This is a genomic window from Mycobacterium sp. NPDC050441, from assembly GCF_040655355.1.
Lineage (GTDB): Bacteria > Actinomycetota > Actinomycetes > Mycobacteriales > Mycobacteriaceae > Mycobacterium.
Genome location: NZ_JBFAJS010000002.1, coordinates 440588 through 456187 on the forward strand (window position 1 = coordinate 440588; position 15600 = coordinate 456187).

Annotated in this window: 16 protein-coding genes and 1 pseudogene; 15 read left to right on the forward strand and 2 right to left on the reverse strand. The window is 67.4% G+C overall.

The genetic code is table 11. The annotated features are described in order from the left end of the window. Window positions 1-3 precede the first annotated feature (3 nt). The 9 genes and pseudogenes from ruvX (at window position 4) to aroB (ending at window position 7541) form a co-directional block, all read left to right on the forward strand. The gene (gene ruvX, locus AB0I14_RS07225) at window positions 4-522 is read left to right on the forward strand and encodes a Holliday junction resolvase RuvX (protein ID WP_358018023.1); all 519 of its coding nucleotides are present in this window, start codon (window positions 4-6) and stop codon (window positions 520-522) included. Continuing rightward, window positions 515-1759 carry an endolytic transglycosylase MltG gene (locus AB0I14_RS07230; protein ID WP_358018026.1) on the forward strand — a complete coding sequence of 415 codons (1245 nt, stop codon included), beginning with the start codon at window positions 515-517 and terminating at the stop codon, window positions 1757-1759. The genes ruvX and AB0I14_RS07230 overlap by 8 nt, the downstream gene beginning before the upstream one ends. A gap of 61 nt (window positions 1760-1820) precedes the next feature. Beyond that, on the forward strand, window positions 1821-2639 hold the full coding sequence (locus tag AB0I14_RS07235) for a shikimate dehydrogenase (protein WP_358018029.1): 819 nt from the start codon (window positions 1821-1823) through the stop codon (window positions 2637-2639). 32 nt (window positions 2640-2671) lie between these two features. Beyond that, entirely contained in the window at window positions 2672-3571 is a 900-nt protein-coding gene (locus tag AB0I14_RS07240; protein ID WP_358018032.1) for an LLM class flavin-dependent oxidoreductase, read from the forward strand. A 40-nt stretch (window positions 3572-3611) separates the two neighbouring features. Then, on the forward strand, window positions 3612-4037 hold the full coding sequence (locus AB0I14_RS07245) for an A24 family peptidase (RefSeq protein WP_358018035.1): 426 nt from the start codon (window positions 3612-3614) through the stop codon (window positions 4035-4037). 93 nt (window positions 4038-4130) lie between these two features. Next, complete coding sequence (locus AB0I14_RS07250; RefSeq protein ID WP_358018038.1) at window positions 4131-4493, forward strand: hypothetical protein; 363 nt, start codon at window positions 4131-4133, stop codon at window positions 4491-4493. 63 nt (window positions 4494-4556) lie between these two features. Continuing rightward, window positions 4557-5756, forward strand: a complete 1200-nt coding sequence (gene aroC, locus AB0I14_RS07255; protein ID WP_358019019.1) for a chorismate synthase — start codon at window positions 4557-4559, stop codon at window positions 5754-5756. Next, a pseudogene (locus tag AB0I14_RS07260) lies at window positions 5756-6256 on the forward strand (shikimate kinase); the annotation flags it as partial. The gene aroC and the pseudogene AB0I14_RS07260, both read left to right, overlap by 1 nt. A gap of 205 nt (window positions 6257-6461) precedes the next feature. Next, window positions 6462-7541: a 3-dehydroquinate synthase gene (aroB, locus tag AB0I14_RS07265; RefSeq protein ID WP_358018041.1), complete on the forward strand. Its 1080-nt coding sequence runs from the start codon at window positions 6462-6464 to the stop codon at window positions 7539-7541. A 54-nt stretch (window positions 7542-7595) separates the two neighbouring features. Here aroB and AB0I14_RS07270 read toward each other — a convergent pair whose 3' ends face one another. After that, window positions 7596-8165: a B-4DMT family transporter gene (locus AB0I14_RS07270; protein WP_358018044.1), complete on the reverse strand. Its 570-nt coding sequence runs from the start codon at window positions 8163-8165 to the stop codon at window positions 7596-7598. Between the two features lie 33 nt (window positions 8166-8198). Between AB0I14_RS07270 and AB0I14_RS07275 the strand changes: the two genes are divergently transcribed. The 4 genes from AB0I14_RS07275 to AB0I14_RS07290 all read left to right on the forward strand — a co-directional run bounded on the left by AB0I14_RS07275 (window position 8199) and on the right by AB0I14_RS07290 (window position 12704). Then, the gene (locus AB0I14_RS07275; RefSeq protein WP_358018047.1) at window positions 8199-9284 is read left to right on the forward strand and encodes a Xaa-Pro peptidase family protein; all 1086 of its coding nucleotides are present in this window, start codon (window positions 8199-8201) and stop codon (window positions 9282-9284) included. Between the two features lie 24 nt (window positions 9285-9308). Further along, the gene (efp, locus tag AB0I14_RS07280) at window positions 9309-9872 is read left to right on the forward strand and encodes an elongation factor P (RefSeq protein WP_358018050.1); all 564 of its coding nucleotides are present in this window, start codon (window positions 9309-9311) and stop codon (window positions 9870-9872) included. A gap of 2 nt (window positions 9873-9874) precedes the next feature. Beyond that, window positions 9875-10363 carry a transcription antitermination factor NusB gene (nusB, locus tag AB0I14_RS07285; protein WP_358018053.1) on the forward strand — a complete coding sequence of 163 codons (489 nt, stop codon included), beginning with the start codon at window positions 9875-9877 and terminating at the stop codon, window positions 10361-10363. Between the two features lie 91 nt (window positions 10364-10454). After that, window positions 10455-12704, forward strand: a complete 2250-nt coding sequence (locus AB0I14_RS07290; protein ID WP_358018056.1) for a molybdopterin-dependent oxidoreductase — start codon at window positions 10455-10457, stop codon at window positions 12702-12704. Window positions 12705-12842: 138 nt separating this feature from the next. Here AB0I14_RS07290 and AB0I14_RS07295 read toward each other — a convergent pair whose 3' ends face one another. Next, window positions 12843-14327, reverse strand: coding sequence for a DUF222 domain-containing protein (locus tag AB0I14_RS07295; RefSeq protein WP_358018059.1), 1485 nt, complete (start codon window positions 14325-14327; stop codon window positions 12843-12845). Between the two features lie 287 nt (window positions 14328-14614). Here AB0I14_RS07295 and AB0I14_RS07300 point away from each other — a divergent pair, with 287 nt between their 5' ends. Next, window positions 14615-15373 (forward strand): GntR family transcriptional regulator, encoded by a 759-nt coding sequence (locus AB0I14_RS07300; protein WP_358018062.1) that lies wholly within the window; start codon window positions 14615-14617, stop codon window positions 15371-15373. Then, window positions 15370-15597, forward strand: a complete 228-nt coding sequence (locus AB0I14_RS07305; RefSeq protein ID WP_003880761.1) for a ferredoxin family protein — start codon at window positions 15370-15372, stop codon at window positions 15595-15597. Before AB0I14_RS07300 ends, AB0I14_RS07305 begins: the two co-directional genes overlap by 4 nt. Window positions 15598-15600: the final 3 nt, after the last annotated feature.

Here is a 15600-nt window from a genome sequence, read left to right on the forward strand (position 1 = left end):
CTCGTGCCCGACACGGTCGACGACCGGCTACCGGACCGCCCAGGGGACGATGACCCCGGACGTGGTCGGCGCATCGGCGTCGACGTCGGAACCGTTCGGATCGGTGTGGCCAGTTGCGATCCCGACGGGATCCTGGCCACCCCGGTCGAGACCGTTCAGCGGGACAAGCGGGACCGGTCGGGCAGACACCTGCGCAGACTGGTGGCATTGATCGGCGAGTACGAGGCCGTCGAGGTCGTCGTCGGACTGCCGCGCACACTCGCCGACCGGGCCGGCTCCTCCGCTGTCGACGCCATCGATCTGGCGGATCTGCTGGCCCGTCGGATCGCCCCGATACCGGTGCGGTTAGCCGATGAACGGCTCACTACTGTTTCGGCGCAGCGATCGTTGCGCGAGGCGGGGGTTCGGGCAAAGGGACAGAAGGCGATGATCGACCAGGCCGCTGCGGTGGGCATTCTGCAGAGCTGGCTGGATCAGCGGCGCGCGGCTCTGGCTGCGCACGGAGAGGGCATGGATGGCTGAGAAGTGGGGCACTGACAAGGCCAAGCCCGAGGTGGTCGGACCACCGCGCCGCGGGCTGAGCAAGGCCGAGCGGGCCCGCAAAGCCCGCAATGACCGGAAGCGACGCGTCACCAGGGGCTTCTCTCTCACAGCGCTCATCGTGGTGCTGATCGGCGCGGTGTTCCTGGGTTCCAAGCTGTGGCACGGCATGTCCGGATCCGCCGGTGACTACGCCGGTGACGGTGTCGCCGATGTCGTGATCCAGGTTCACGACGGCGATTCCACGACGGCCATCGCCAAGACCCTGCAGGACCAGAAGGTGGTCGCCACGATCAAGGCCTTCGTCGACGCGGCCCACAAGAACGAGGAGATCTCGGCGATTCAACCCGGGTTCTACAAGCTGCGCACCGAGATCCCGGCGGCCAGCGCCGTTGAGCGCCTGGTTGATCCGGAGAGCCGGGTGGGCAAGCTGACCATCCCGGAGGGTCGTCAGCTCGACGACACCGCTGATGTGAAGACCAAGGCCATCACCGAAGGCATCTTCACGCTGATCTCGCAGGCCTCCTGCGTCGAGCTCGACGGCGAGAAACGCTGCGTACCGGCCGACGAGCTCCGGGCGGCCGCGCAGACGGCGCCCGCCGCCGCGTTGGCGGTACCCGACTGGGCCGCGGGTCCGGTTGCGGCGATGCCCAACGATCACCGGCGGCTCGAGGGACTGATCGCGCCCGGCACCTGGAACGTCGACCCGGCAGGGAAGGCGCAGGACATTCTGTCCACCCTGATCGCCGGCAGCGCCACCGTCTACACCCAGAGTGGTCTGCTCGACACTGCCGCGGCAATGCAGATGTCGCCGTATCAGATCCTCACCGTCGGATCCCTGGTGCAACGTGAGGCCAAGCCGCAGGACTTCGACAAGGTTGCCCGGGTGATCTACAACCGGCTCGCCGAACACCGCAAGCTGGAGTTTGACTCGACCGTGAACTATCCGCTGGACCGCCAGGAAGTGGCGACCACCGATGACGATCGGGGCAAGACCACCCCGTGGAATACCTATATGAGTCAAGGGCTTCCACAGACACCGATCTGCTCGCCCGGCACTGATGCACTGGCCGCGGCCGAGCATCCGGCGGCAGGGGACTGGTTGTACTTCGTGACCATCGATCTGCAGGGCACCACGTTGTTCACCCGCGACTACGACCAACACTTGGCCAACATCGAACAGGCACAGCACAACGGTGTCCTCGACAGTGCCAGATAGGCGGCCCGCCGCCGTGCCAGATAGGCGGCCCGCCGCCGTGCCAGATAGGCGGCCCGCCGCCGTGCCAGACAAGCGCGACAGAGGAGGCCGCCGCGCGGCCGTTCTGGGCTCGCCGATCGCCCATTCGCGTTCGCCGCAGCTGCATCTGGCCGCCTACCAGGCGCTGGGGTTGACGTCGTGGACCTACGAGCGCATCGAGTGCACGGCCGAACAACTGCCGGGCCTCGTCGGCGCCCTGGGGCCGGAGTGGGTCGGCCTGTCGGTCACCATGCCCGGCAAGTTCGCCGCGCTGGAGTTCGCCGATCAGCGCACCGAACGCGCCGAATTGGTGGGCTCGGCGAACACCTTGGTCCGGATGCCCACGGGTGGTTGGCGCGCCGACAACACCGACGTCGACGGAGTGATCGGCGCGCTCGGCATGGCCGGAGATTCGGCACTGGTCATCGGATCCGGCGGTACGGCCCCGGCCGCTGTGGTCGCCCTGGCCGAACTCGGCGTGCAGCAGATCGCCATCGTGGCGCGCGACGAGGGCAAGGCATCGCGGTTGGTGGAGTTGGCCGGTCGGTGCGGAGCGCAGGGCAGCTGGTGCGACATCGGCGGCACGGCGCTGAGCGACGCGGTGGCCACCGCGGATGTGGCCGTCAGCACCATCCCGGCCGATGTGGCGGCCGTCTACGCGGGCAAACTGGCCGCGGTGCCCCGAGTGCTCGACGCCATCTACGACCCATGGCCGACCCCGCTTGCCGAGGCCGTCGAGGCGGCAGGCGGCGAGGCGATCAACGGGCTGCAGATGCTGCTGAATCAGGCGTTCGCCCAGGTGGAGCAGTTCACCGGGAGGCCCGCTCCCAAAGCGGCGATGAGAGACGCGCTGCTCGGCTGACGGGTCGTAGACGAGACGTAGGGTGGGACAGCGTGACGCAGTCTGAATCCCCACGCCGGGTCGGTGTCGTGTTTCGGCCCGACCGCTCACCCGAGACCCTGCCTCGCACTGCAGCGGCAGCGCAAAGTGCAGGCATCGATGAAATGTGGCTGTGGGAAGACTGTTTCCTGCAGGGCGGCTTCGCGCAGGCAGCCGTCGCCTTGGCCAGTACCGACACACTGACGATCGGTATCGGTGTGCTTCCGGTGGCGTTGCGCAACGTGGTATCGACCGCGATGGAGATCGCGACCCTGGCCACGATGTTTCCCGGCCGGCTCCGGATCGGGATCGGTCACGGCGTCCAGGACTGGATGCGGCAGGCCGGCGCCGCGGTACCGTCCCCGCTGACGCTGCTGCGCGAATACCACAGTGCGCTGCGCGAATTGCTGACCGGCGGGCCGGTCACCACCGAAGGCAGGTTCGTGCGCCTCGACGCGGTGAAGCTGGAATGGGTACCGCCCCAAAGTGTTCCGATACTCATCGGCGGAACCGGCCCGAAAACGCTCCGGCTCGCGGGTGAGATCGCCGACGGCGTGATCATCGACAGCATCAAAACCCCTGAGTCGGCCCGCGCAGCACTGGGAGATGTGGCCGCCGGGCAGGCGGAGCGGACGACGTCCGCACCGTTTGCGACAGTGCAGTACCTGGCGTGTGCGCCCGGTGCGCCCGGTGCGGACGGGCGGCAGCGTCTCGACGAAGTGGCCGTGCAGCGCGGTGTGGCGGCGGGCGGCTACGGCGTCAGTGGGACCGTCGACGAGATCGTCGCGGCGGCGTCCACGTATTCGGCACAGACCTTGGTGTTCCAACCGATCGGGCCCGAGGTCGAGATGGACGGATTCGCCGACGCCGTTGGTCAGGTGGCGACCGCGTTGCGCGGCATGGCCCGTGAATGAGGTGAACGGGGACGCCCTGTCCGGGCCTTAACCTCGATTGATGGGGGTGGGGGTAACCGTCATCGCGGTCGCCTGGCTGCTGGCGCTCAGTGGCTACGACATCGCCGAACGCAGGCTGCCGAACTGGCTGACGCTTCCCGGCGCGGTCCTCGTTCTGGTGGTGGCCGGGTTGGCGGCACGCGGTCTTGCCGCAGCGGTCGGGGCGGCGGCGTTGTCGGTGCTCTACCTGGTGGTGCACCTGCTCTCGCCGCGGGCCATGGGCGGTGGCGACGTCAAACTCGCGGTCGGGCTGGGCGCGATGACCGGGGCGTTCGGTGTCGATGTGTGGCTGCTGGCAGCGTTGGCCGCGCCGATGTTCACCGCTGTCCTGGCACTCGGTGCGGCCGTGCGCGGTATCCGGACCGTGCCGCACGGACCGTCGATGTGTGCAGCCAGTGCCGCGGCGATTGCCTTGGTTCTGGCCTGACCGCGGCGGTCGGGGCCGGCGAATTGGTGCTCAGGGCCCGTCGAATCCGCGGTTACGCTCATCACCGCAGACGAGTCGTCCCGGGGGGTTCGCATGTCACAACCGCACTGGCAACAGGCCGCGCAGCAATATCCGCCGCCGCCTTCGGTACCGGTTTTCCGAGTGGAAGCGATGCGGCATACCGGCCTGCTGGTCTTGTGGTTCAACCAGACCCGCACGGTGACCGGGACCGCCGAACAGTGCGAAGCCGAACTGACCAGCGCCCTACGGCACAATCTCGTCCTCGGCTGGTGGAGCTTCCTGTCGATCCTGTTCATGAACTGGCTGGCATTGCTGCACAACGCAGGCACGCGAGCCAAACTGCGCAAGGAAGTCGAGCAGGCGCAGGCCTACGCGCAGTGGTGGTACCAGTACGGTCAGCACCAAAGCGCACTGCAACAGCCTCAACGGCAGTAGGGCGTTCGTCGCCAAGGACCACGGATTTCGGGAGGCAAACCCCGACGTGGGAGAATGACAGCCGTGTTGCGATGGACCACAGCTGGTGAATCCCACGGCCGCGCCCTGGTGGCCATGCTCGAAGGGATGGTTGCCGGCGTGCCCATCACCTCCGAGGAGATCGGGGCACAGCTCAAGCGTCGTCGTCTCGGCTATGGCCGGGGCGCCCGGATGAAGTTCGAACAGGACCAGGTCACCATGCTGGCCGGGGTGCGTCACGGCACCACCTTGGGCGGGCCGATCGCCATCGAGATCGGCAACACCGAATGGCCCAAATGGGAGACCGTGATGTCGCCGGACCCGGTCGATCCGGCCGAGCTCGACGTGGCACGCAATGCCCCGCTCACCCGTCCGCGCCCGGGGCATGCCGACTACGCCGGCATGCTCAAGTACGGCTTCGACGATGCCCGCCCGGTGCTGGAACGTGCCAGCGCCCGCGAGACCGCTGCGCGGGTAGCGGCAGGCACCGTGGCCCGGGCGTTCCTGCGGGCAGCGCTCGGTGTCGAGGTCATCTCGCACGTCATCTCCATCGGTGCGTCCAAGCCGTATGACGGGCAGCCACCGCAGTTCTCCGATCTGGAGGCGATCGACGACAGCCCGGTGCGGGCCTTCGACAAGGACGCCGAGGCAGCCATGATCGCCGAGATCGAGGACGCCAAGAAGGACGGCGACACCCTCGGCGGTGTCGTCGAGGTCGTCGTCGCGGGTCTGCCGATCGGGTTGGGCTCGTTCACGAGCGGCGACAACCGCCTCGACAGCCAGCTCGCCGCCGCGGTGATGGGCATCCAGGCGATCAAGGGTGTGGAGATCGGCGACGGCTTCGAGACCGCACGCCGTCGCGGCAGCGTCGCCCACGACGAGATGTACCCGGGGCCCGACGGAGTCCTGCGCTCGACCAACCGGGCCGGCGGCCTCGAAGGCGGCATGACCAACGGCCAGGCGCTGCGGGTGCGGGCCGCGATGAAGCCGATTTCGACCGTCCCGCGGGCACTGGCCACCGTCGACATGGCCACCGGCGAAGAAGCCGTCGCCATCCACCAGCGTTCCGACGTGTGCGCGGTGCCGGCCGCCGGTGTGGTGGTGGAGACCATGGTCGCGCTCGTGGTGGCCCGCGCCGTGCTGGAGAAGTTCGGCGGGGACTCCCTGGCCGAGACCCGCGCCAACATCGACGCCTACCTGCGGGCCGTCGCCGAGCGCGAGCCGGCGGCGCAGGCCCTGGGCTGATGGCCCCCAAGGCGGTACTGATCGGCCTGCCAGGTTCGGGCAAGTCGACCATCGGCCGCCGGCTGGCCAAGGCACTGAATCTCACGATGCTCGACACCGACGCCGCGATCGAGGAAACCACCGGCCGCACGATCGCCGACATCTTCGCCACCGACGGCGAGGCGGAGTTCCGCCGTATCGAGGAAGAGGTCATCCGTTCGGCGCTGGCCGACCACGACGGCGTGCTGTCCCTGGGCGGCGGCGCGGTCACCACCCCGGGTGTGCGTGCCGCACTGGCGGGGCACACCGTCGTGTACCTGGAGATCAGCGCGGCCGAAGGGGTGCGCCGCACCGGTGGTTCCACAGTCCGGCCGCTGCTGGCCGGGCCCGACCGCGCCGAGAAGTACCGTGCCCTGATGTCCGAACGGGTGCCGCTCTACCGTCGGGTCGCGACCATGCGGATCAACACCAACCGGCGCAATCCCGGCGCGGTGGTGCGCACCATCGTCACCCGGTTGGAGAACCCCCAGCCGCAGAAGCAGACCCAGCAACCGAAGGCGACCAAGCGGCGCCGGCGTCGTCCGCCGTGGCGGCGCGGTCCGGCATCCGGATCCTCGTCCGGTTCCGAGGCCACGGGCGGCAAGACCGCAGCTACCTCTTCCAACACGGAATCGAAAGCCATACCCACCCCAGCGGCCCTGGCCGCTCGCAACGCGGAGCGACATGATGACTGACCCGGTAATCGTCGAGGTACTGGTGGACCGGCCCTACCCGGTCATTATCGGAACCGGCCTGCTCGGCGAGCTGGGAAAAACGCTCGAGGGCCGTCACAAGGTGGCGATCCTGAATCAGCCGGTGCTGACCCAGACCGCCGAAGCCATCCGGCAACACTTGGCCGACAAGGGAATTGAAGCCCACCGCATCGAGATTCCGGATGCCGAGGCAGGCAAGGAACTGCCCGTCGTCGGGTTCATCTGGGAAGTGCTGGGGCGCATCGGTATTGGCCGCAAAGACGCCGTCGTCAGCCTGGGCGGGGGAGCGGCCACCGACGTCGCGGGCTTTGCTGCGGCGACTTGGCTGCGCGGCGTCGACATCGTGCACGTACCCACCACGCTGCTGGGCATGGTCGACGCGGCGGTGGGCGGCAAGACCGGGATCAACACCGATGCCGGCAAGAACCTCGTCGGCGCGTTCCATCAGCCGGCCGCGGTGCTGGTGGATCTCGCGACCCTGGAAACCTTGCCGCGCAACGAGATCATCGCCGGAATGGCCGAGATCGTGAAGGCCGGCTTCATCGCCGACCCGGTGATCCTCGACCTGATCGAGGCCGATCCGGAGGCGGCCCTCGACCCCACCGGAACCGTCCTGCCCGAACTGATCCGTCGTGCGATCACGGTCAAGGCCGAGGTGGTTGCTGCTGACGAGAAAGAGTCGGCGCTGCGCGAGATCCTCAACTACGGCCACACCCTCGCGCACGCCATCGAGCGCCGCGAGCGGTACAAGTGGCGCCACGGCGCCGCCGTGTCGGTGGGTTTGGTGTTCGCGGCCGAGTTGGGCCGGCTGGCCGGGCGTCTCGACGACAAGACCGCTGAGCGGCACCGCTCGGTGCTGACCGCGCTCGGGTTGCCGGTCAGTTACGACGGCGACGCCCTGCCCCAGTTGTTGGACTACATGGCAGGCGACAAGAAGAACCGCTCGGGGGTCCTGCGGTTCGTCGTACTCGACGGGCTGGGCAAGCCGGGCCGGCTGGAAGGCCCGGACCCCTCACTGTTGGCGGCCGCATACGCAGAAGTGGCGCGGGCTTGATCGCCCGCGCCACCTGCGCCTGAAATCTGCTCTGCCCGTGCGGGCAGGGGCTTGCTACTGCTTGGGCTGTTCGGGGTACTCGACGGTCTGAGTGGTGTCGTCAGCGGTCTCTGCGGCGCCGTTGGCGCTCACGGCGGCGAACACATCGGTGTCGGCGCGTTCTTCGGCGGCCAGGCCGTGGTGGCGTTGGCGGGGCATCGGCGGGGCCTTGCGGTCCACCAGCCAGCGGCCCACCGTCACGCCTGCCACGCCGAGCAGGAACGTCAGCAGGGCGGTGAACGCCGCGAACGTCGTGATCTCGTTGAGCAGCGCATCGGTGTACAGGCTCTTGTAGAAGAGACCGATGAACCACGCCACCGCGCCGCTGACGATGCCGGCGAACAGGCCGGCGATCAGCCACGTCATCGCCAGGTCGGCACGACGATCCGGATCCGGATTGCTTCGCGCGTCGCTCTGGCCGTCAAGCAGACCCCAGATCAGCACTCCGATTCCGAACAACGTGACCAGCCCCAGGCTGAACCAGGTGGCATTACCCGGCGAGGCGTTGATCAGTGCTCCTTGCAGTAAGCGCACTATGACCATCGCTGTTGCGAACACCACTCCGCGCAGTAACCACTTGCTCATGGGGGCACACTGTAGCGAGTAGCGTCACAGACCGTGACTATTTCCCAGCGCAGGGACCGGCTGCGGCGTCGGATGGCTGACTTGGGCCTGGACGCGATGTTGGTAACTGACCTGGTCAACGTGCGTTATCTGTCCGGATTCACCGGTTCGAACGCGGCCCTGCTGATCCTCGCCGAAGACGTCGTGCCGGTGCTGGCCACTGATGGGCGCTACCGCACGCAGGCTGCGCAGCAGTCCCCGGACGCCGAGGTGGTCATCGAGCGGGCCTGCGGATCGCACCTGGCCGGGCGCGCCGCCCGAGCCGGCGCCCTGCGGTTGGGTTTCGAGAGCCACGTGGTGACCGTGGATGCCTACACAGCCCTGACGAAGGCGGCCGGCAACTCGGTCGAGTGGGTACGCGCGGCCGGCACGGTGGAGGCCCTGCGGGAGGTCAAGGACGCCGGCGAGATCGCGATGCTGCGGTTGGCGTGTGAGGCCGGCGACGCCGCGCTCACCGATCTGCTGGAACGCGGCGGTCTGCGGCCGGGCCGCACCGAACGGGAGGTCCGCAACGAGCTGGAAGCCCTGATGCTCGATCACGGTGCCGACGGACCGTCCTTCGAGACGATCGTGGCGGCGGGTTTGAACTCGGCCATCCCGCACCATCGACCCACGGATGCGGTGCTGGCAGCTGGGGACTTCGTGAAGATCGATTTCGGTGCCCTGGTGGCCGGTTACCACTCCGACATGACCCGCACGTTCGTACTGGGCCCGGCGGCCCAGTGGCAGCGCGACATCTACGACCTGGTGGCCACCGCACAGCAGGCCGGGCGCGACGCGCTGGCCCCCGGCGTTTCGCTGAGCGCGGTGGACGCCGCATCACGCCAGGTCATCGCCGATGCCGGCTACGGCGACAACTTCGGTCACGGCCTCGGACACGGCGTCGGACTGCAGATCCACGAAGCGCCGGGAATCAATGCCGCTGCCGCCGGTACACTGCTTGCTGGCTCTGCGGTCACCGTTGAGCCTGGTGTCTACTTGCCCGATCGCGGCGGTGTCCGGATCGAGGACACGCTGGTCGTCGGAGAGGCGGCACCCGACCTGCTTACCCGGTTCCCCAAGGAACTGGCCATTTTGTGACAGAAGCTTAGGAGCTACACCCTCATGGCATCGACTGCCGACTTCAAGAACGGGCTCGTCCTGCAGATCGACGGACAGCTGTGGCAGATCGTCGAATTCCAGCACGTCAAACCGGGTAAGGGTCCGGCCTTCGTGCGGACGAAGCTGAAGAACGTGGTGTCCGGCAAGGTCGTCGACAAGACCTACAACGCCGGCGTGAAGGTGGAGACTGCGACCGTGGACCGCCGCGACGCCACCTACCTGTACCGCGACGGCAACGACTTCGTCTTCATGGATTCCGAGGACTTCAATCAGAATCCGTTGTCCGAGGAGCTCGTCGGCCGCTTGGCCGGTTTCCTGCTGGAGAGCCTCCCGGTGCAGATCGCGTTCCACGACGGTGTTCCGCTGTACCTGGAGCTTCCGGTGTCGGTCGAACTCGAGGTTGCCCACACCGAGCCGGGCCTGCAGGGTGACCGCTCGAGCGCCGGCACCAAGCCCGCCACCATGGAGACCGGTGCCGAGATCCAGGTTCCGCTGTTCATCAACACCGGTGACAAGCTCAAGGTCGACACCCGCGACGGCAGCTACCTCGGCCGCGTGAATGGCTGAGCATGCCTGACCGCCGCGGTGACCGGGGCCGTCACCAGGCCCGCAAGCGGGCCGTCGATCTGCTGTTCGAGGCTGAAGCCCGTGGTCTGACGGCGGAGGCGGTGGCCGATGGCCGCACCGCGCTGGCCGAGGATCAGCCCGACGTCGCTCCGCTCAACCCCTACACGGTGTCGGTGGCGCGCGGCGTCACCGAGCACGCCGCCCACATCGACGATCTCATCTCGGCGCACCTTCAGGGGTGGACGCTGGAACGGCTGCCCGCTGTGGACCGAGCCATCCTGCGGGTGGCGGTCTGGGAACTGCTGCATGCCGAGGACGTCCCCGAGCCGGTTGCGGTCGACGAAGCCGTCGAGCTCGCCAAAGAGTTGTCCACCGATGAATCGCCCGGGTTCGTCAACGGGGTGCTGGGCCAGGTGATGTTGGTGACCCCGCAGATCCGCGCCGCCGCCGCGGCCGTCCAGGGCGGGATCCAGGACAGCTCCGAGCAGTAGCGCGTGTCCCGGACATCGGGACCATAGGTGCCGTTCGGTGCCAGGATGTTGTTACGTGTGTTACACCCGTACCGACATCCGGAGGCCGCTGATGGGACCAGAGCCGCGAAAGATCGCCGCCATCGGTGAGGACGGCCTGCATCTGCACGCCTGCCCGCTGTGTGAAGCGATGTGCGGTTTGGAGATTCGCGTCGAGGACGGCCGGGTTGCCAGTGTGCGGCCGAACAAGGCCGACCAGTGGAGTGCGGGGCACATCTGCCCGAAAGGCGCCTCGCTGGCCACGTTGCACGACGATCCCGACCGGATCCGCCGGCCGATGATCAAGGTCGACGGCCAGTGGCACGAAGTTGACTGGGATACCGCGTTCCGTCGCTGCACCGAACTGCTCGCGCCCGTCGTCGAGAAGTACGGCATCGGCGCGGTCGCGGCGTACACCGGAAATCCGCTGGCGCACTCGTTCTCGCTGTCGCGCTACGCGGCGATCCTGCTCGGCCTGTCCGGCATGCCGATCACCTACTCGCCGGGCACCATCGATCAGTGGCCGAAAAACCTGTCGTCGCACCTGATGTACGGCAGTTGGTGGGCGTTCCCGACACCCGACATTCAGCGCACCGACCTGCTGGTGGTCATGGGCGCCAACCCCGCTGCCTCACAGGGCTCGTTGCTGGCCGCCCCGGACGTGATGGGCATCATCGGCGGTATCCGTAAGCGCGGCAAGGTGATCGTCATCGACCCGGTGCGCACCGCCACCGCGGCCAAGGCCGACGAATGGCTGCCGATCACCCCCGGCACCGATGCCGCCCTGCTGCTCGGGATCATCCACACGGTGTTCGACGAAGGGCTGGTCAACCTCGGCGACCTGGAGCGCCACCTCGACGGGGTGTCGACGCTGCAGCAGGTGGCGGCCGAATGGTCGCCCGAAAGGGTCGCTGCCGCAACAGGTATCGATGCAGAGCGGATTCGCGGATTGGCCCGTGAGCTGGCCGGCAGATCGCGTGCGGTGGTCTACGGCCGGATCGGCACCTGCAATCAGGAGTTCGGCAGCCTGGCCAGCTGGCTGGTGGACGTCGTCAACATCGTCACCGGCCACTTCGACACCCCGGGCGGCGCGATGTTCGCCACCCCGACCGCGTGGACTGTCACCAGCCAGCCGATCCCGGGACTCGAGGACGGGGCGCCGAACTTCGGCCGTTACCGCACCCGGGTCCGCGGGGCCAAAGAGGTGATGGGTCAGGTCCCGGTGTCCTGCATGCTCGAAGAGATCACCACCCCCGGTGAGGGCCAGCTCAAGGCCCTCATCACGGTGGCCGGCAACCCGGTGCTGTCGACTCCGGGCGGCGACAAACTCGACGACGCGCTGCCGCAGCTCGACGCGATGATCTCGGTCGACCTGTGGCTCAACGAGACCACCAAGCACGCCGATGTCATCCTGCCCGGTGCCTCGGCGCTCGAGCAGCCGCATTCCGCCGATCTGCTGCTGGGCGCGGCGATCAACAGCTTCGCGCGCTACTCGCCGCCGGTGTTTCATCGCGAGGATCCCGATGCGCCCGAGGAATGGGAGATCCTGATCCGGCTGACCGGGTTGTGCACCGGTACCCCGGCCGAGGACGTCGACATCGCCGCGCTCGACGACGGCTGGTTCGACTACCTGTGCTTCACCCAGGGGCTCGACGGCGCTGAGATCCGCAAGCACTACGACCACGGTGGCCCGGAGCGGATGCTCGATCTGACGTTGCGGACGGCTGCGTTCGGTGACCGGTACGGCGAGAACCCGGATGGCCTGACCCTGGAGAAGCTCAAGGCCCATCCGGACGGCATCAACTACGGCCCGATGGTTCCCCGGGTGCCCGAGGTACTCGGGACCTCCGACCAGAAGATCCGGGTGGCGCCGCAATACCTTCTCGACGACCTGCCCCGGCTGGCCGAGCGACTCGATCGCGCTCCCGATGATCTGGTGCTGGTCAGCCGCCGGCATCTGCGGTCTAACAACTCCTGGCTGCACAACGTCGGTTCGCTGATGAAGGGCCGCGACCGGTGCACCCTGCTGATGCACAGCCAGGATGCGGCGTCTCGGGGCATCGCCGATGGTGACAACGCCGAAGTGGCGTCGACTGCCGGCAAGATCGTGGTGCCGGTCGAGGTGACCGATGCGATCAAACCCGGCGTGGTGTCCATGCCGCACGGCTGGGGACACGGCCAGCCCGGCACCCGGCTCGGCGTCGCCAACGCGGCACCCGGGGTGAACACCAACATCCTGTCGCTGCCGGACTTCATCGACGAACCGTCCGGAAACGGTGCGCTCAACGGCATTCCGGTCACGGTCAGCGCGGCGGGCTCGTGAGCGTGACTGCGAGTTAGGGCGGGCTGGGCCGAGGGTGTGATCGTGCCAGGGCAATTTGTCCGTCGGCACGCGCCCTGGTGGAACTCAATCACGTTGTATGCCAGCGTGGTTGAGCTGGTTCGGGGGCTGTTCGGTCTGTCAGCTACTTCGTTGCGGGGGACTATCTGGGGGGACTAGTAGTTCTTCGGGGTGGAAGTGATGGTTGAGGGTGTCTTGCCCGGTGTCCATCAGGGGTGGGGGATGCCAGTGGATACGTCCGGTGTCGGGATCGATGCTGGTGGTCCAGCCGAGCCCGACCAGGCGGTTGTCGGGCCCGCAGCTCAGTGCGAGGTCGGGGGCGTCGGTTTGTCCGCCGTGTCGCCAGTCGGCTTTGGCGTGGTGGACCTGGCAGCAGTCTGCCGGTGCGGTGCATCCGGGGCGGGTGCATCCTCGGTCACGGTTGTAGAGCAGGAGTCGTTGGGCTTTGGTTGCCAACCGTGTGGTGCGGGCCATGTACAGCGGCTCGGCGGTGTGGTGGCGGTAGACGGTCAGGTAGTGGATGCTGTGCGACGCCAGCCGGATGAGGTCGTTCATCGGCATCCGGATGCCTGAGCCGGTGACCGCGATTCCGGCCCCGGCCTCCAGTTCGGCCAGCGTGGTCGAGACCACCACGGTGACCGGGAGGCCGCCGTGCTGGCCGAGCCGTTTGGACATCAGTAGTTCGCGCAGCGCCACTTTGAACGCGTCGTGATTGCGCTGGGACTGGGTACGCGTGTCGCGGTTGGCGGCCTGCTCCTGCTCTGGGGAGGTGTCGCGTTCAGCCCGGGCTTCGGTGGCCGACGGTTCAGCCGCGTCGGTCTCGGGTGAGTCGGCAGGGGTCTCGAGTGGGTTGGGTGTCGGGTTGTGGAGTGGTTCGGGATCATCGGGGTTGTTGATGCCGGGCGCGCCCCACACGCCGGTGACGGTGGTGAGATAGGACGCCGCCTCGGGGTCCAGCCAGCCTTCGACGTGAACCAATCCGTCGGCGTCCTGTTTGCCGATCCGCAGCCCACGCAGGTGGGCTGCGACATCGGGCCCGTCGCCGTCCTGGTTGAGCAGGTAGAGCAGTTTGTCGGCGGCGGCCTTGAGTGTTTCGGGAGTGTCGCGGGTCGCTGCGGTCACCAGGTCCGATTCGATCTGGGCGAGTTCAGCGGCGCTGACGTACTTTTCGGCCTCTGCCAACGTGTCGCGGATGATCGTGATGTGTTCGGTGTTGATCGACCCCGACCGCAATGCCTGGGCGCATGCGGGCAGCAACGGTTCTAATATCTCGCCGGTGAGGGAATACCGCGGGCCCAGGTCCGCGGCCGCGGACACTCGGCGTGAGGCTTCCTTGCGGCTGATCCGCATCCGGGTGGCAAGGACGTCGGTCCATGATTTGCCGCCGACCTCGGGTGGGCTGGTCCGGGCCATCAGCGCCGACTGGAGGCGGTGATCGATGAGGGCCTGGGTGCGGGCCTGCTCCTCGCGCCCGGACTGGATCGCCAACAACTCTGCGGTGTCGAACCCGGTGAAATCAATATCGACAAGCGTCGCGGTCGCAGCCAGGTGCCCGGCCAGCGCAGCCTGCACTGCACCTCGGCTCTGCGCCAACCCGACCTTCATGATTCGAACATTAGTTCGATAACCCGACAAGAAACCGCCGATAGGGACAGACGTGGTCAGAGTGACCAAAGTTTTTTGGGCCGGCCCGCGGTCACACAATCGGATCGTGACGACGTTTCGATCATCGCGATTTGTAAATTCTTGTCACGGCCGAGGTGGCGTAATGCGTGCCTGGGGAAAGGTTTCGCCAGGTACTTCACGTCGGGCGGCGGCGCAATCAGTTAACCTGCGCCGACAGCGAAATCGCCGCACTGCGACGACCCTGAATCGCCCCTTACGTTGATTGCGTGTCGTCGCAGCCCGAAGCCCATCCCGTATCGCTGCCGAGCCGCCGTGCGCGCGCAGATCAGGCCCGCCAGGTGGCCGACGTCCTGCGCCATCAGATCTACGAGGGCAGCTATGACGGCGCCCTGCCACCCGAGGCGGAACTGGCCGCCGAATTCTTCGTCTCCCGCAACACCATCCGTGAAGCCCTCGCGGTGCTCAAGACCGAGGGGCTGATCGACCGCGGCACCAAGGTCGGCACGCACGTCGCGGCCCGCAAGTACGATCATGGCCTCGACGCGCTGGTGGGTCTGAAAGAGACCTTCAAGGACTACGGCGACGTGCGTAACGAAGTCCGTGCCGTACAGCGACTTTCGGCCCCTCCGGCGGTGGCTCGAAAGCTCGCACTCGAGCCGGGTACGCAAGTGGTCTTCATCGAGCGCTTGCGCTACCTCGCGGATCTGCCACTGTCGCTGGATCTGACCTACCTCGCTCCCGAAATCGGTGAGCAGGTGATCGGCCACCCGCTGGAGAGCAACGACATCTTCGCGCTCATCGAACGGGTCAGTGGGCGGCGCCTGGGTGGGGCGAGCCTTGCCCTGGAAGCGGTTTCGGCCGACCCGCACTCCGCGGCGACGCTGCAGGTGCCGGCCGGATCGGCGCTGCTGATGGCCGAGCGGCTGACCAGCCTGGATGACGGCACGCCCGTCGACCTGGAGTACATCAGGATGCGTGGTGACCGAATCACCATGCGCGGCAACCTTGTTAGGAGTGACGCATGACGCTGGTCAATCAACGCGCCGATGTCCCGGTGACCATCGACGAGTCCCTGTGTATCGAGGGCTGCACATTGTGTGTCGACGTGTGCCCGCTGGATTCGCTGGCCATCAATCCCGAGAACGGTAAGGCCTTCATGCACGTCGACGAGTGCTGGTACTGCGGGCCCTGCGCGGCCCGCTGTCCCACCGGCGCGGTCACCGTCAACATGCCCTATCTCATCCGCTAGAGG